The organism is Streptomyces longispororuber (assembly GCF_014656095.1).
Taxonomy (GTDB): Bacteria; Actinomycetota; Actinomycetes; order Streptomycetales; family Streptomycetaceae; genus Streptomyces; species Streptomyces longispororuber.
This window is the reverse complement of the sequence record NZ_BNBT01000042.1, coordinates 22,381-38,081: the sequence shown is the minus strand read 5'-3', so window position 1 is coordinate 38,081 and position 15,701 is coordinate 22,381. Positions and strand designations below refer to the sequence as shown.

Sequence of the window (15,701 nt, the reverse complement as noted above, 5' to 3'; positions counted from 1 at the left end):
GGGCGCCCCGCGGCGAATCGGCCAACCCCGCGCACGCCCCGACCGGGCCCTTCTGGGGCCGCCCCCCGGCGGCTAACGTCATGGACATGGCCAGGCGGACGATCACCGTGCACCACGTCCGGGCCGTGCTGCGCGGCGCCGAACGCCACGGCGTCGACACCGTGCCGCTGCTCCAGGCCGCGCGGATCCCGCCGCTGCTGCTCGGCGACGACCGCGCCCGCGTCACCGCCCCGCAGTTCGCCCGGCTCTTCCGGGAGCTGTACCGCGCCACCCAGGACGAGTTCCTCGGCCTCGGCTCCGCGCCCAGCAGGCCCGGCACCTTCGCGATGATGTGCCACGCCGCGCTCAACTGCCGCGACCTGGGCGCGGCCGTGGAGCGCGGCGTCACCTTCTACGGCCTCTTCCCCGGCGGGCCCGACCTCGCCCTCACGCGCACCGAGCACACCGCCGTCCTCACCGTGCGCACCGACCTCGACCAGGACTTCTTCCTCGCCGAGTGCCTCGTCATCATCTGGCACCGGCTCTGCAACTGGCTGATCGGCCGCCGCATCCCGCTGCGCTGGGCCGCGTTCGCCCACCCCCCGCCGCCGCACCGGGACGAGTACGAGCTGCTCTTCGGCTGCCCCGTCCGCTTCGGCGCCGAGCACACCGGCGCCGGGCTCGCCCCGCACTGGCTGCGCGCGCCGCTCGTCCGCGACGAGGACGCGCTCGCGGCGATGCTCCGCCGCGCCCCCTTCGACCTGCTGTCCCGGCGCGACTACGGCACCACCCTCGCCGAACAGGTCCGGCGCGCCCTCGCCACCGCCCTGCGCACCTCCCCGCGGCTGCCCTCGCTCGGCGAGACCGCGGCGCGCTTCGCCCTCAGCCCCGCCACGCTGCGCCGCCGGCTCGCCGCGGAGTCCACCTCGTACCAGGAGCTGAAGGACGCGGTGCGGCGCGACGCGGCCATCGCCGGGCTCGCCGGGGGCCGCGAGCCGATCGCGGAGCTCGCGGCGCGGCTCGGCTTCTCCGAGGACACGGCGTTCCACCGGGCGTTCCGGCGCTGGACCGGGACCACACCCGGGGCCTACCGGTACGCGTCCCGCGATGGCGATCCGGGTCAACGAAGCTGAGCGTTCGCGTCAGGTCTCTTGCCGCACCCGCGTCATTACGGTCGTCGGCACCTGCACGCCTGCACGCTGACCGTCTCGGCCTCACACGCCTGAACGACCCACGACCCCGTCACCGAGCAGGGTGGGAACCCCCCACACCCAGTTGGGAGAGCCGCATGCGCGCACCTACGACCCTCAGACGGCTTGCCGTGACCATCGCCGCGGGCCTGGCGGCCGCGACGCTCGCCGCGGCGCCGACTCACGCGGACGGCGGCCCCGGCCGCGCGTCCGCCCCCGGCGACCTCGTCCACGTCGAGCCGAGCGCCTTCCACCCGCTGCCCGGCCAGCCCACGGACACCAGGGCCTGGAAGATCCACTACCGCTCGACCACGGCGCGGGGCGCGCCGAACACCGTCTCCGGCACGGTCATCGTCCCGCGCGACGGCCACCGGGGCCCGCGCCCGCTGGTCACGTACGCCGTCGGCACGGTGGGCCTCGGCGACCGGTGCGCGCCGAGCGCCGGGTTCCCGCGCGGCACCACCCTGGAGGGCAACCTGATCCAGCAGCTCACCCAGCGCGGCTGGGCCGTCGCCGTCACCGACTACGAGGGTCTCGGCACCCCCGGCGACCACACGTACACCGTCGGCCGTGCGGCGGGCCACGCCGTCCTGGACGCGGCCCGCGCCGCGATCCGGCTGCCGGAGGCGGGGCTCGGCGAGGACTCGCCGGTCGGCATCATGGGCTACTCGCAAGGCGGCCAGGCCTCCTCCTGGGCGGCCGAGCTGCACGCCTCGTACGCCCCGGAGCTGAAGGTGAAGGGCACGGCGACCGGCGGGGTGCCCGGCGACCTGATGAGGGTGGCGGACTTCAACGACGGCTCGGTCGGCGCCGGCCTGATCTTCATGGCGGCGATCGGCCAGGACGCGGCCTTCCCGGAGCTGGCCCTGGAGTCGTACCTCAACCCGGTCGGCGCGTCCCTCATCGACCGGCTGCGGCAGAGCTGCGTGGCGGACGGCGTGGCCCTCGGCGCCTTCAAGCGCATCGAGGACGTCACGGTCACCAACCCCCTGGAGCAACCGGACTGGCGACAGCGCCTGCGCGCATCCCAGGTCGGCACCCGCGCCCCCGACGCGCCGGTGTACCTCTACCACGCCCTCGCCGACGAGCTGATCCCGTACGGCGTCGGCCGCCAGGTCCGCGACGACTGGTGCGCGCGGGGCGCGACGGTCGAGTGGCACACCGTCCCGCTCGGCGAGCACGTCAGCGGCGTCATCACGCAGTCGCCGCTGGCCGCGCACTGGCTGGCGGACCGGTTCGCGGGGAAGCCGGTGCGGGGCACCTGCTAGCGGGGGGCGCGGCCGGGACCTCGGTCGCGCACCCGGGCGGTGGGCGGTCAGCGCTCGTCCGCCCGGCGGCCGCCGCCCCTCGGCAGCCGCCACAGCGAGAGACCCGCCGTCACCAGGAGCACCACGCCCACCGTCACCAACCCCTGTCGCATCCCGCTCACCGAGAACGCCTCGCCGTCCCCGATGAGCGCCCCGAACAGCGCCACCGACAGCGCCCCGCCCGTCTGGCGCAGGGAGTTGAGCAGCCCGGACGCCGTGCCCGCGCGGTGTCCGGGCACCGCGTCCATCAGCAGGGCCGTCAGCGCGGGCACGGCGAGCGCGCCGCCCACGCCGGTCGGTACGAGCAGCACGAGCACCAGCCACAGCGGGGTGTCCGCCGCCAGCGGCAGCAGCGCGAACATCGCCCCGGCCAGGACGATCTGCCCCGTCACGATCACCGGGCGGCGCCCGGCGCGCTCCGCGAACCGGGGCGAGACGAGGTTCGTCGAGGTGATGAGCACCGCGAGCGGCACGAACATCAGGCCCGCCGCCACCGCCGACATGCCGCGCAACTGCTGTAGGTACAGGCCGAGCAGGAACACCACGCCGTAGAAGCCCGCGTTCACCGCGAAGCCGACCGCGAGGGAGACACCCACCTCCCGCCGGCGCAGCAGGGGCAGCGGCACCATCGGCGCGGGGTGGCGCCGCTCGGCGGCGCGGAACGCGACCGCGGCGGCCACCGCGAGCCCGGCGGCGGCAAGGACCGGCGGGCTCGTCAGGCCCGCGTGCCCGCCCTCGATCACGGCGTACGCCAGTCCGCCGAGGCCGAGCACGGCGGTGAGCTGCCCCGGCACGTCCAGCGGCGCCGGGCGGCGCGGCGAGGGCGCGGTGCGGGTGAGCAGGGCCAGGATCAGCGCGCCCAGCGGCAGGTTGAGCAGGAACACCGCGCGCCAGCCCGCCACCTCGGTCAGCACCCCGCCGAGCACCGGGCCCGCCGCCATCGCGACCGAGCCGCCCACCGTCCACAGCGCGATGGCGCGGGCCCGGCGCCGCGGGTCGTCGTACACCTGCCGGATCAGCGCCAGCGAGGCGGGCATCACGACGGCCGCGGCCGCGCCCTGCCCGACCCGGGCCGCGACCAGCGCGCCGATGCCCGGGGCGAGGGCGCACGCCAGCGAGGCGAGCGTGAACAGCCCGGTGCCCCAGGCGTACGCCCGCCGTGCCCCGGCCCGGTCGGCGAGCGCCCCCGCGGAGATCATCAGCGCCGCGAACGTCAGCGTGTACGCGTCCACGACCCACTGGAGCCCGGTCATGCCCCCGTGCAGCGAGGCCCGGACGTCCGGCAGGGCGATGTTCACGGCGGACACGTCGACGGTGATGACGGTGAAGCCGAGGAGGGAGGCGAGCAGGGCGAGGCCCTGGCGGGCGGGGGCTTGGGGGAGGGTGGCTGGGGGGCTGAGGGTGGCTGTGGACATGGTGGGGGCCTTTCGGGGGGTGTCGCCGCGGAGCGGCGGGGTTCCGGACCGCGGAGCGGGCAGTAAGGGTGGGTGGGTGGGAGAACGCCGCGGAGCGGCGAAGCACAGCCGCGGAGCGGCAGGGCACCGGGCCGCGGAGCGGCAAAGCACCAGGCCGCGGAGCGGCAGGGCACCGGACCGCGGAACGGCGGAAGCCACGCCTGCCCCGGCGATGGGCACCAGCCAACCCGCCCTGCCGAGCCGGCGGCAGGCCGCCCCGTTCCTGGCCCTGACACGGCCCCCCAGAAACCACCCCGGCCAGGGACAATGGGCCGCATGAAGACGAACGGCGGAACCGAGCTCGGCCGCTATCTGCGGGCACGCCGCGCCCAGATCCGGCCCGAGGACGCCGGGCTCCCCGCCGGCGCCGGCATCCGCCGGACGCCCGGCCTGCGCCGCGAGGAGCTGGCCACCCTCGCCGGGGTGAGCGTCGACTACTACACGCGCCTGGAGCGCGGCCGCGAGACCAACCCGTCACCGGCCGTGCTCGACGCCCTGGCCCGCGCCCTGCGCCTCGGCCCTGATGCCCACGAGCGCCTGCGCGAGTTGGCCGAGCTGGCCTCGGGCCGGCTCACGGAACCGCACCCCACCACGGAGTTCACCGTGCGGGACTCGGTCCTGCGGGTCCTGGAGGCGCTGCGTCCGCTGCCCGCGTACGTCCTCAGTCCGTACAGCGACATGCTCGCCGCGAACACCCCCGGACGGCGGCTCATGCCGGGCCTGTGGGACTGGCCCGCGCAGGAGCGCAACGTCGCCCGCTACCTCTTCCTGCACCCCGTCGGCCGCACCCTGTACGTCCCCTGGGAGGAGACCGTCGCCCGCTCCCTGGCACACCTGCGCGCGGTCGGCGGCCGCACCCCCGACTCCCCGCGCCTGACCGCGCTCGTGGGCGAACTGATGCTGAAGTCCCCGGACTTCGCCGGACTCTGGGACCGGTACGAGGTGTGCGAACGCAGCGGCGGCGTCAAGACCTTCGCCCACCCCAAGGTGGGCACGATGACGCTCACCTACGAGGTGATGCAGCTCGCCCGCACCGGGGGTCAGCGCCTGGTCACGTACCAGGCCGAGCCCGGCAGCACGGACGAGGAGGCGATGCTGCGCCTGGAGACGACGGCACGCCAGGTCGCCTGAACCGGACGGGCCCCGTCACTCCTTCCACTCGGCGGCGCACGAACTCCCGTCCTTGGGCATCTGCTTGTACAGCAGGAAGCCGTCCACCTTCGCCTTCACGCACTTGGAGCCGAAGTAGCCGGTGTGCCCGTCGCCCTTGTTGTCGAGCACGACGGCCGACGACCCGAGGCGCCGCGCGGTCTCCTCCGTCCAGCGGTACGGGGTGGCCGGGTCGCCCCGCGTGCCGACGAGCAGCAGCGGGGGCGTGTCGACGTCCCGTACGTCGTCGCGGATGTACGACGTACCGGCGGGCCAGCCGAAGCACATCAGGACGAGCGTCAGGTTGTGCCGGCCGAAGACGGGCGACGCCTCCTCGAACTCGCCCTGGAGCCGCTCCACCTCGCGCTCCACCTGCTTCGCGCCGGGCCGGTCGGGGTCGTCGGCGCAGTTCACGGCCGCGAGCGCGGCGGTCTCGTTGTCCTCGGGCACGTCCGCGCGGCCGGGCGCCCGTGCGCCGGACTCCCCCGCGTGCCCACGGCCCTCCGGGCGGCCCTGGCCCCCGACGCCGCCCACCCGCATCAGCGCCCGCGGGTCGCCGTCGGCGAGCAGCGCGCCGAGCGCCTGCGACAGGGCGGGCCAGGCCTGGCGGCTGTACAGGGCGCTGCCGAGGACGCCCACCACGTCCTGGCCGGTGAACTCCTCGCCCTCCATCGAGCGCAGCGGCATCGCGTCCAGGTCCTCTATGACCTGCGTCATGGTCCGCCGGGCGCGGCGCGAGTCGTCGCCGAACACGCACCCCGCGTTCTTCGTGCACCACAGCAGGAAGTTGTCGAGCGCCGTCTGCTGGCCCTCGGCGGACGCGAGGGCCTGCTCCGCGACCGGCTCGGTGAGCGTGTCCACGCCGTCGAGCACCATGCGGCCGACCTTCTTCGGGAACTGCGCGGCGTACACGGCACCGAGCCGGGTCCCGTACGAGAAGCCGAGGTAGTTGAGCTTCTTGTCGCCCAGGGCCACGCGCAGCACGTCCATGTCGCGCGACACGTTCACGGTGCCGATGTGCGGCAGGACGGGCCCGGACTCCTTCACGCACCGCTCGGCCGTCTTCCGCAGCCGCGCGAGGACGGCCGCGGCCTCCTCCCCGCTGTCGACGCCGTCCGGCTCCTCCGGCTCGCCGCCGCAGGTCACGGGGTCGCTGAGGCCGACGCCGCGCGGGTCGAAGCCCACCACGTCGTACCGCTTGCCGAGGTCGCCGAAGCCCTTCAGGTCGGCGGCGAGCCCGGCCACGCCGGGCCCGCCAGGGCCGCCGAAGTTCACAAGGAGGGAACCGCGCTTCGGGCCGCTCGCCCGCACCTTCAGCAGGGCCAGGTCGACGGTGCCGCGTCCGGGGCGGGCGTAGTCGAGCGGGACGGTGAGCGTGCCGCAGCGGACGTCCTTGTCCTTGGTGACCGGCTCCGGGAGGTTCTGCTTCTCCGACGAGCAGGCGGCCCACTTCACCTTCTGTTCGTAGAAGCGCCGCAGGTCCGGCTGCTGGGGTGGGTCCCCGGCCGGGGCGGTCGTGGCCGTCGTGGCGGCGGGCAGCGCCGTGAGGGCCAGGGCGAGGGCGGTGGCGCCCGCGAACGCCGTTGTGCGCACAGCGGCCTCCAAGAGGTGCGGTCTCCCCCTCGAGCTCCCCGGGGTCTCTCCGGGCACCTCCCCGCCCGGCTCCCCGTCCGGTCCCCCTCCGGCCAGGCTAGGCGCCCGCGCCGCCCCTCGCCCGTTCAGCCGAGGACCGACGCTCACACTCCGTGACCAACTGAGGTGTCCACCCAGGTCACGACGGCGGCGACCACCGCCGCCCCTCCATCAGGTCCCCGAGCCCGGCCCAGGCGAAGTTCATGAGCGTGGCCGCGGCCTCGCGGGCGGAGACGTCCGGTTCGGCGTTGGCCCACCCGGCCAGGGACTCGGCGGCGCCGACGAGGGCGTGGGCGAGGCCCGCGACCTCGCGGTCGGGCAGCGACGGGTCCTGGTGGGCCTCGCGCGCGGCCGCGGCGAGCAGCGCGGTCACGAAGGCGACGAGTTCGGCGCGCAGCGCGTTCACCTCGGCGGCGAACGGCTCGCCGACCGTCCGCGCCTGGCTGTGCAGCACCGCCCAGGCGTCGGGGTGGCGCCCGGTGTGCTCGAAGAACGCCCGCAGCCCGTCCCAGAGCTGCCGGTCGGCCGGACCGGGCGCGACGGCGCCGCGCACGGCCCGCGTCAGCGCGGCGGCCTCCCGGCGGATACAGGCGGTGAACAGCTCTTCCTTGCTGTTCAAGTACAGGTACACCAGCGGCTTGGACACCCCCGCGAGCTCCGCGATCTCGTCCATGGACGCGGCCCGGTAGCCCCGCTGCCCGAAGGTCCGCACCGCCGCGTCGAGCATCTGCCGCTCCCGCTCGGCCCGCGGCATCCGCTTCCGCCGCACCTTCACCGCCTCGCCCCCCACGTCTCCCACCCCACCCGCCCCGTCCTCGCCCCGACCGTCCACAGATCAGCCTACGGCGCCGGTCCCCGCAGCCGGCCACGAAGACCGACGCCCCGAACTACCCACCCCCGCCCGGCCGTCCACCGACCCGGCTCCGCCACACACGCAGCACGAGCAGCACCGTCAACAAGGCCGGGAGCTACTTCCCAGCACCCGCCCGACAGCACACCCCCAACTCCAGGCGAGCCTCCACCGCGATCGAGTAGCGTCAACGAAGCCCACCGAGGCGTACCGCCACAACGCCTTGCTGGCTGCGGAGTTGAGCCGCCACGATCCGCTATGCCCAAGATTGCGTAGGATACTTCCACATGGCCGCAATGCCGACTTCTCAAGAAGTAAGCAAAAACTCCCCGACCGCCTAACAAATGCCCAGGTCACGTCCCGTGGTCCCCGCGCGTGCGGGGGTGGTCCCCGGCGGGGCGAGCAGGTCAAGAAGCTCGGCGGCGTTCCCGACCCGGCCCCGACTGAGATCACGAGCCTCTACCCCTCCGGTGTGTAACTTCGGTCCCGCGCCCTGTAGGGGAGCGGGGCCGCTTCGTCGTGCCCGGGTCCACCCGTTGACGGCGGTCGTACTCTGACCTGAACGGCACCGTTACGAGGGGGCATGCGTGGACATCCCTGACGATCTCAGCCTCGGTGAACGAATCCGCCTTCTACGGGAGTCCCGAGGTATGACACGCCCCGGTCTCGCGCAGCTCTGCGGGCGCGGCCCCGACTGGTTGAAGAAGATCGAGAGCGGCGAGCGCGACCTGAACTCCCACACTTTGCTGATGCGGCTGGCGGCTGCTCTCCAGCTCTCGGACCTGTCGGTCCTCACCGGGCGCAGCGACGGCCCCGCGCAAGCGGTACCCCTCGGACGCCTCTCCCATCCCGGGCTGCCTGCCATCTGGGCCGCCGTGATGAACCGGACGCTCAACCCCACGTCCACGCCCTTGGCCCCCGCCGACCCCGCGCTTCTCCAAGGCCGGGTCGACCAAACCTGGCGCCTCTGGCACACCTCCGTCCGTAACCGCACCGAGGTCTGCGCACTGCTGCCCGACCTGATCCGCGACGCCGAGACAGCGGTGCGCGCCCTTGACGGAGCCGAGCGGCGAGCCGCGCTCGTAACACTCTCTGACGTCTACCGGCTGACGGGGCAGGCCACCGCGTACATCGCACCCGCGGAACTCGCGTGGGTGGTCGCAGATCGCGCGCTCGCCGCCGCGCAGGATGCTGATCACCCGGCGGCGATGGCAGCGGCGGCATGGAATATGGGCAACATCCTTCGCGAGACGAGCTACCCCGAGGAAGCGCTGCGAGTTGTCACAGAGGCTGCAGACTTCATCCGCCCTCACCTCGACGGAGCACCGGACGACTGGCGCGGCGTCTACGGTGCGCTGCAACTGCACGCTGCTGTCACCGCTGCTCGCGAGAGCCGGGAGGGTGACGCATGGCGGTACTGGGACAAGGGAGACCAAGTCGCCAAGAGCCTGCCGACGAGTTACGTCCACCCCAGCACGGTGTTCGGCCGAGCCAACGTGGACTTCCACGAGATCAGCGTCGCGACCGACCTGCGAAAGTCCAGCAAGGCAATCGGACTCGCCGACGAGGTCGATCCCGACACGATGCCGTCAGTGGAACGGCGCGCCCGCCTCTGGGTCGAGGTCGCCCGCGGGCACCTCCAACGCGGCGACCGCACCGCCGCCCTGCACGTCATGCAGATGGCCGTCAAGATCAGCACAGAGACCGTCGCGTACACCCCATCAGCGCGCGGAGTCGCCGCAGACCTGTGGCGCTCGGCACCCCGGGCGATGCGCAAAGAAGCGGGATGCCTCGCTGTGTCGGCAGGCGTAGCCACCGCCACCTGAAGAGGGGCTGTCCGGGACAGGGGGACAATCCGTCCCCCTTTTCCCTTGTCCGGGCCCCTACGGTGATGCCCTCATCAGAGCCGACGAGGGGAGCACACCGTGCCGCTAGCCGTCCGCTTGCACGCTTCGCCCCGCCGGGACGAGCCCCTCACAGGCGATCCCAGCACCGGAGAAGTCCGCGTCCCGGTCACCCTCTACGCGCTCGACGAGCACCAGGGTGACATCGACCTCGTCCTGTCACGCACTGAAGGCCGGCGTCTTCTGGTTTGTCTCGAGGCACATCTCCACCCACGCCCGGAGGTAGTGCAATGACGACGCAGGCAGAACGCAGGTTGATCGCCGCTTGGCTGGCAGAGGCCGATCCCCACCCCGAGGCAGTGTGGGCGGAGTGGGAGACACGCGGCGCTGCCCTGGTCCCGCTCGGCCGCCGCTTCGACGCGGTCCGCGTCCCGGCCGAGCGCATGCACACCGCGGTGCGCAGCGTTGAGCCCCAGACAGTGGCTCCGGCGCTGCGCGCGTGGGTGGAGGGCCCGGTGATCCGCGACCTGCGAAGTCCCGGAGGCCCGTACTACGTACTGATCCCGGTGGACGCCCAGTGGGACGGGGAAGAGGACCGGCTGAGCACGAACACCTTGCTCGGCGTGCCTCGCCCAGGGCACGTCTCCATGCTCATGCGCTGGATCGTCGAGCCGCAGGCCCCCGGCCATCTGTGCGACCCGCGGTACCTGCGCGCGCTGCTGGCGACGGCCGACCCCCTCAGGACGGTGGGCCGATGACGGCCGTCGACGAGTACGAGTCCCTGGACCTCCCCGCGTACCGCGAGCACCTTGGCACGTGCCCCCTGATCCACCTCGGCATCCTCGCCAACTGCCCGGAGGCCACCCGCCTGCACGCCGCGCGGACGGGCGACGAGCTGGACCACGAGCCCACCCGTCACGAAGGGGCCGAGGCGCGTGCATGAGTCGGCCACGATGGAGGCGCTGAGGCTGTACGCCGCGCCCGCCCCCATCACCTTCACCGCGTCGCAGCGGTCCGGCACCGCGTGCGTCTGGTGCGAGCGCGAGCTCCAGGAGCGCGAGGGCATCCCCCTCGGCGGCCCACCCCCCTGGCACCCGCACGCCTGCGTGCCGTGCTGCGAGCGCCGGATACGGGCCCTGCAGACCTACCTCGACTGGTACCACCACGGCGTCAGATGCCGGCGCTGCCCGCGCGGCTCGTGCGGGAAGGCGGGCGCCCTCCAGCAGGCGCACCTCGACGCGCAGCAGCAGGCTGGGGCGCCGCCCCCGTGGTGCGTGGAGTGCTGGGACGTCATCCTGCCCGGCGCAGCCGTCCGCCCGATCCTCTGGCAGGGCCTGCGCGGCCTCGTATTCAGCTACGTGCACGTCTGCGCTTGCTCGCGGTGAGCGTCAGCAGACGAGGTGGGCGGGGTTCGTGAAGGCCCGCGCATACGGGGCCCCACCACCCCACGAGCCCCACGCCGCGGTGTCGGCGTGGGGCTCGTTGCAGGCCGGGGTCAGGGAGGTGTCAGGCTGCGGCCGGCAGGGCGTCCGGCTCGTCGAGGGGGGAGGCCGACGCCGACTCGTACGCGTTCCGGTCGAGGATGTCCTCGCGGGCGGCGACGACGACCGGGACCAGAGCCTGCCCGGCGACGTTCGTGGCCGTGCGCATCATGTCCACGACGGGGTCGATGGCCATGAGCAGGCCGACGCCCTCCATGGGCAGGCCGAGGGTGGACAGGGTCAGGGTCAGCATGACCGTGGCGCCGGTGAGGCCCGCCGTCGCGGCGGAGCCGACGACCGAGACGAAGGCGATGAGCAGGTACTCCTTGATGCCCATCGGCACGTCGAAGATCTGCGCGACGAAGATCGCGGCGATGGCCGGGTAGATCGCGGCGCAGCCGTCCATCTTGGTGGTGGCGCCGAACGGCACCGCGAAGGACGTGTACTCCTTCGGCACGCCGAGGCGCTCGGTGACCTTCTGCGTGAGCGGCATCGTGCCGACCGAGGAGCGCGAGACGAAGGCGAGCTGGATCGCGGGCCAGGCGCCCTTGAAGAACTGGACCGGGTTGACCTTGGCGACCGTGGCGAGCAGCAGCGGGTAGACGCCGAAGAGCACCAGGGCGCAGCCGACGTAGATGTCCGCGGTGAACGTCGCGTACTTGCTGATCAGGTTCCAGCCGTAGTCGGCGATGGCGAAGCCGATGAGGCCGATGGTGCCGATCGGGGAGAGCTTGATGACCCACCACAGGGCCTTCTGGAGCAGCGCGAGGACGGCCTCGCTGAGGTCCAGGACCGGCTTGGCCTTCTCGTCGCCGATCTTGAGGACGGCCACGCCGGCGACGGCGGCCATGAAGACGATCTGGAGGACGTTCAGCTCGGTGAAGGGCGTGATGACGTCCGTGGGGATGATGCCGGTCAGGAAGTCGATCCAGGAGCCCTGGTGCTCGGGCTTGGAGCCGTCCTTGGGGGTCAGGCCGGTGCCCGCGCCGGGGTTGGTGACCAGGCCGATGACAAGGCCGATGGCGACCGCGATCAGCGACGTGATCATGAACCACAGCAGCGTGCGGGTGGCCAGCCGCGCGGCGTTGTTGACCTTCCGCAGGTTCGTGATCGAGATGAGGATGGCGAAGAACACCAGCGGCGCCACGGCCAGCTTCAGCAGGCCGACGAAGGTGTCGCCCACCTTGGACAGGGTGGTGACGAGCCAGCCGATGTCCTGGCTGCGGGCGAGCCAGCCGAGCAGGACGCCGAGCACCAGACCGCCGAGGATCTGGGCCCAGAACGGCAGCTTCAGGAACCTCGGTATCCGGAAGCCGGGCTTCTGGTCGGTGGGGGACGCGGAATTCGCGGACACGGACACACTCCGGGTAATGACGGGGGACGTGAGGGAGCGGCGACCGCGAAGGGCCGGCGGGCACCGCTGCAAGGGTCTGTTCGAGGGTTCGGTCTCAGACGCGGCAACAGGCCGCGGACATGCAGCGGCAGAGATCGACATGCAGGCGCGCCACGAGCAGGGTGCTCATGGCAGTGCGGTGCGCGGCTGCTGTCTTCATGTCGAACACGTTAACACTTGAACTTTGAGCACATCAAAGGACTTGTTTGAGGTAGGGCGGCCCCAAGGCTCCCAGAGACAGCGAAAACCCGGTACCGGAGCGGCAAGCTCCAGTACCGGGTTTCCTTACGTGTGACGAACCTTACGACTTCGCGGTGCGCGCCGCGTCGTCGACGGCGTCCTCCTGGGCCCGGTTGCGCTCCAGGCTGGCCTTGACGTCGTCGACCTTCGCGACGACCTTCGCCGAGGCCCGGTCGCGCTCCTTGCGCAGGACGACGAAGCTGATGGGCGCGGAGACGACCAGGGCGAGCAGGGCCACCCACAGGAGGTTGGAACCGCCGAGGCCGCGCGGCACGACGCCGGAGTAGACCAGGCCCCAGACGACCACGAAGCAACCCGCGAAGATCCCGAGGCGCATCAGCGTGTAGCGGAGCATGTCAATCCACTCTTCCGTTCCGACAGAGGCCCGAGCATCCCGAATCAGCCCGAGCTGGACGAGCCCCTCCAGTGAAGCATGCACCGGGGCCCGTGCAGGAAGCGGGTCAGACCCGCATGGGCTGGGGCGACTCGCGCAGCTCCCGGTCGGGGCCGGGGTACTCGCGGATGACCTCGTAGCGGGTGTTGCGCTCCACCGGGCGGAACCCGGCCTCGCGGATGAGGTCGAGGAGGTCGTCGCGGGTCAGCTTGTTCGGCGTGCCGAAGTTGTCCGCGTCGTGCGTGATCTTGTACTCGACGACCGAGCCGTCCATGTCGTCCGCGCCGTGCTGCAGCGCGAGCTGCGCGGTCGCGACGCCGTGCATGACCCAGAAGACCTTGACGTGCGGCACGTTGTCGAACAGCAGCCGGGAGACCGCGAAGGTCTTCAGCGCCTCGATGCCGGAGGCCATCCTGGTGCGGGCCTGGAGGCGGTTGCGGACCTTGCCGTCCTGCATGTCCACGAAGTCGTGCTGGTAGCGCAGCGGGATGAAGACCTGGAAGCCGCCGGTCTCGTCCTGCAGCTCACGCAGCCGCAGCACGTGGTCGACGCGGTGGCGCGGCTCCTCGATGTGGCCGTACAGCATCGTGCACGGGGTCTTCAGACCCTTCTCGTGCGCGAGGCGGTGGATGCGGGACCAGTCCTCCCAGTGGGTCTTGTGGTCCACGATGTGCTGCCGGACCTCCCAGTCGAAGATCTCGGCGCCGCCGCCGGTCAGCGACTCCAGGCCGGCGTCGATCAGCTCGTCGAGGATCTCCGACGCGGACAGGCCGGAGATGGTCTCGAAGTGGTGGATCTCGGTGGCGGTGAAGGCCTTCAGGGAGACGTCCGGCAGCGCGGCCTTGAGCTCCCGCAGCGAGCGCGGGTAGTAGCGCCACGGCAGGTTCGGGTGCAGGCCGTTGACGATGTGCAGCTCGGTGAGGTTCTCGCCCTCCATGGCCTTGGCGAGCTTCACCGCCTCCTCGATGCGCATCGTGTACGCGTCCTTCTCGCCCGGCTTGCGCTGGAAGGAGCAGTAGGCGCAGGACGCGGTGCACACGTTGGTCATGTTGAGGTGCCGGTTGACGTTGAAGTGCACCACGTCGCCGTTCTTGCGGGTGCGCACCTCGTGCGCGAGACCGCCGAGCCAGGCCAGGTCGTCGGACTCGTACAGGGCGATGCCGTCCTCGCGGGACAGCCGCTCACCGGAGCGGACCTTCTCCTCAAGGTCGCGCTTGAGCCCTGCGTCCATTGCCGTACCTCTGTTTTCTCCGACGACCTGCGACAGACCCGACCCACCGTACTCCCCCGCCTCCGGAGCGGGTGGCGCCCCCCGCGACCGGCGCCTACACCTCCTCGGGGAGCTCCCCGACCCGGTTCTCCCACTTGGTGGAGAGCACGATCGTGGTGCGCGTGCGGGAGACGCCCTTGGTGCCGCTGAGGCGGCGGATGGTCTTCTCCAGGCCGTCGACGTCGGTCGCGCGGACCTTGAGCATGTACGAGTCGTCGCCCGCGATGAACCAGCAGTCCTCGATCTCGTGCAGGTCGCGCAGGCGCCGGGCCACGTCCTCGTGGTCGGCGGCGTCGGACAGGGAGATGCCGATGAGCGCGGTCACGCCGAGGCCGAGCGAGGGGGAGTCCACCGTCGCGCGGTAGCCGGTGATGACGCCGGCCGCCTCCAGGCGGTTGATGCGGTCGGTGACGCTGGGCCCGGAGAGACCGACGAGGCGCCCGAGCTCGGCGTAGGAGGCACGGCCGTTCTCGCGCAGAGCCTGGATGAGCTGCCTGTCCACGGCATCCATAGGTCGAAGCCTTTCATTATTTAGCGTTTTCGCGAGTCTACGTGTAGAATCTAAGGCGCAACAGGGTCTTGACCCTGTAAATCTTCCGGAAGCTCAGCCGATCAACGACGATCCTTCGAATCCTTCAGGAGTGTTCCCCGTGTACACGATCGAGATGGCCTACGCCCGTATGCGCGAGCTGCAGGACCTGGCCAACCGCTCGCGTGTCCATCAGCCCGCCGCCACCCGCAAGGCGAAGAAGCGCACCGCCAAGAAGCGGTAGCCGCGCCCGTTCACGGCGCTCACCCCTCACGGGAGCCGCTTCCCAGCTCCCCCTTCCAGCGGCGGTAGAGCTGGTGCGGCACCTCCGCCGCGTCGAGCACCCGCCCGGCGACGAAGTCCACCAGGTCCTGGATGTGCGTCGCCCCCGCGTAGAACGCCGGAGAGGCGGGCAGCACGATCGCGCCCGCCTCGTCCAGGCTCACCAGGTGCCGCAGCGTCGTCCCGTTCAGCGGCGTCTCCCGCACGCACACCACGAGCCGCCGCCCCTCCTTGAGGGTCACGCTCGCCGCGCGCTGCAGCAGGTCCTTCGACAGGCCCAGCGCCACCCCGGCCACGGACGCCGTGGACGCGGGCACGATCAGCATCCCCTTGGTCGCGTACGACCCCGAGGACGGCCCCGCCGCCAGGTCGCCGGCGGCCCAGTACCGCACGTCGTCCACGGACACCCGGAAGGTGCCCGGCTTGCCGTCCGCGCCCCGTGACAGCCACTCCTCCAGGTCCGCGCGCCAGTGCGCGTCACGGAAGGAGATCCCGGTCTCGTCGAGCAGCGTCAGGCGCGAGGCCCGCGACACCACGAGGTCCACGCTCTCCCCTGCCGCGAGCAGCGCCCGCAGGACGGAGGCCGCGTACGGGGTGCCGGACGCCCCCGACACCCCCACGATCCAAGGCTTACGCTGCGTATCTCCTGCGTTCACGCCGTGCAGCCTACCTATCCGGCGTGGCCGGGCCGGTCAGGAGGTCCCGCA

The 15,701-nt window shown here is 72.3% G+C and carries 16 protein-coding genes; 8 read left to right on the top strand and 8 right to left on the bottom strand.

Going from position 1 to position 15,701, the window contains the following annotated elements; genetic code table 11:
- The first annotated feature begins 86 nt into the window (after positions 1-86).
- Positions 87-1,112 carry an AraC family transcriptional regulator gene (locus IE330_RS15865; protein WP_190136656.1) on the top strand — a complete coding sequence of 342 codons (1,026 nt, stop codon included), beginning with the start codon at positions 87-89 and terminating at the stop codon, positions 1,110-1,112.
- Positions 1,113-1,267: 155 nt separating this feature from the next.
- Positions 1,268-2,437: a lipase family protein gene (locus IE330_RS15860; protein WP_190136655.1), complete on the top strand. Its 1,170-nt coding sequence runs from the start codon at positions 1,268-1,270 to the stop codon at positions 2,435-2,437.
- 47 nt (positions 2,438-2,484) lie between these two features.
- Here IE330_RS15860 and IE330_RS15855 read toward each other — a convergent pair whose 3' ends face one another.
- Positions 2,485-3,891 (bottom strand): MFS transporter, encoded by a 1,407-nt coding sequence (locus tag IE330_RS15855; RefSeq protein WP_190136654.1) that lies wholly within the window; start codon positions 3,889-3,891, stop codon positions 2,485-2,487.
- A gap of 315 nt (positions 3,892-4,206) precedes the next feature.
- Here IE330_RS15855 and IE330_RS15850 point away from each other — a divergent pair, with 315 nt between their 5' ends.
- On the top strand, positions 4,207-5,061 hold the full coding sequence (locus tag IE330_RS15850; protein ID WP_190136653.1) for a helix-turn-helix domain-containing protein: 855 nt from the start codon (positions 4,207-4,209) through the stop codon (positions 5,059-5,061).
- Between the two features lie 15 nt (positions 5,062-5,076).
- On the opposite strand, the gene IE330_RS15845 is transcribed toward IE330_RS15850, so the two are convergent.
- Both IE330_RS15845 and IE330_RS15840 read right to left on the bottom strand, forming a co-directional pair.
- A complete protein-coding gene (locus tag IE330_RS15845) occupies positions 5,077-6,672 on the bottom strand; it encodes an alpha/beta hydrolase (protein ID WP_229925677.1) in 1,596 nt (531 codons plus the stop codon).
- Between the two features lie 178 nt (positions 6,673-6,850).
- On the bottom strand, positions 6,851-7,465 hold the full coding sequence (locus tag IE330_RS15840) for a TetR/AcrR family transcriptional regulator (protein WP_190136672.1): 615 nt from the start codon (positions 7,463-7,465) through the stop codon (positions 6,851-6,853).
- A 683-nt stretch (positions 7,466-8,148) separates the two neighbouring features.
- Between IE330_RS15840 and IE330_RS15835 the strand changes: the two genes are divergently transcribed.
- The 4 genes from IE330_RS15835 (at position 8,149) to IE330_RS15820 (ending at position 10,790) form a co-directional block, all read left to right on the top strand.
- On the top strand, positions 8,149-9,387 hold the full coding sequence (locus IE330_RS15835; RefSeq protein WP_229925676.1) for a helix-turn-helix domain-containing protein: 1,239 nt from the start codon (positions 8,149-8,151) through the stop codon (positions 9,385-9,387).
- Positions 9,388-9,695: 308 nt separating this feature from the next.
- Positions 9,696-10,163, top strand: coding sequence for a hypothetical protein (locus IE330_RS15830; RefSeq protein ID WP_190136651.1), 468 nt, complete (start codon positions 9,696-9,698; stop codon positions 10,161-10,163).
- A complete protein-coding gene (locus IE330_RS15825) occupies positions 10,160-10,348 on the top strand; it encodes a hypothetical protein (RefSeq protein ID WP_190136650.1) in 189 nt (62 codons plus the stop codon). The genes IE330_RS15830 and IE330_RS15825 overlap by 4 nt, the downstream gene beginning before the upstream one ends.
- On the top strand, positions 10,341-10,790 hold the full coding sequence (locus IE330_RS15820) for a hypothetical protein (protein ID WP_190136649.1): 450 nt from the start codon (positions 10,341-10,343) through the stop codon (positions 10,788-10,790). Before IE330_RS15825 ends, IE330_RS15820 begins: the two co-directional genes overlap by 8 nt.
- Before the next feature lie 121 nt (positions 10,791-10,911).
- On the opposite strand, the gene IE330_RS15815 is transcribed toward IE330_RS15820, so the two are convergent.
- The 4 genes from IE330_RS15815 to IE330_RS15800 form a co-directional block, all read right to left on the bottom strand.
- On the bottom strand, positions 10,912-12,240 hold the full coding sequence (locus IE330_RS15815) for a dicarboxylate/amino acid:cation symporter (RefSeq protein WP_190136648.1): 1,329 nt from the start codon (positions 12,238-12,240) through the stop codon (positions 10,912-10,914).
- Positions 12,241-12,580: 340 nt separating this feature from the next.
- Positions 12,581-12,874 (bottom strand): DUF4229 domain-containing protein, encoded by a 294-nt coding sequence (locus tag IE330_RS15810; protein ID WP_190136647.1) that lies wholly within the window; start codon positions 12,872-12,874, stop codon positions 12,581-12,583.
- A gap of 106 nt (positions 12,875-12,980) precedes the next feature.
- Entirely contained in the window at positions 12,981-14,144 is a 1,164-nt protein-coding gene (mqnE, locus tag IE330_RS15805) for an aminofutalosine synthase MqnE (protein WP_190136646.1), read from the bottom strand.
- 94 nt (positions 14,145-14,238) lie between these two features.
- The gene (locus tag IE330_RS15800; protein ID WP_190136645.1) at positions 14,239-14,694 is read right to left on the bottom strand and encodes an Lrp/AsnC family transcriptional regulator; all 456 of its coding nucleotides are present in this window, start codon (positions 14,692-14,694) and stop codon (positions 14,239-14,241) included.
- A 139-nt stretch (positions 14,695-14,833) separates the two neighbouring features.
- On the opposite strand from IE330_RS15800, the gene IE330_RS39675 reads away from it, so the two are divergent.
- Positions 14,834-14,956 (top strand): hypothetical protein, encoded by a 123-nt coding sequence (locus tag IE330_RS39675; RefSeq protein WP_268257296.1) that lies wholly within the window; start codon positions 14,834-14,836, stop codon positions 14,954-14,956.
- Positions 14,957-14,975: 19 nt separating this feature from the next.
- On the opposite strand, the gene IE330_RS15795 is transcribed toward IE330_RS39675, so the two are convergent.
- Positions 14,976-15,650: a UbiX family flavin prenyltransferase gene (locus IE330_RS15795; protein ID WP_190136644.1), complete on the bottom strand. Its 675-nt coding sequence runs from the start codon at positions 15,648-15,650 to the stop codon at positions 14,976-14,978.
- Positions 15,651-15,701: the final 51 nt, after the last annotated feature.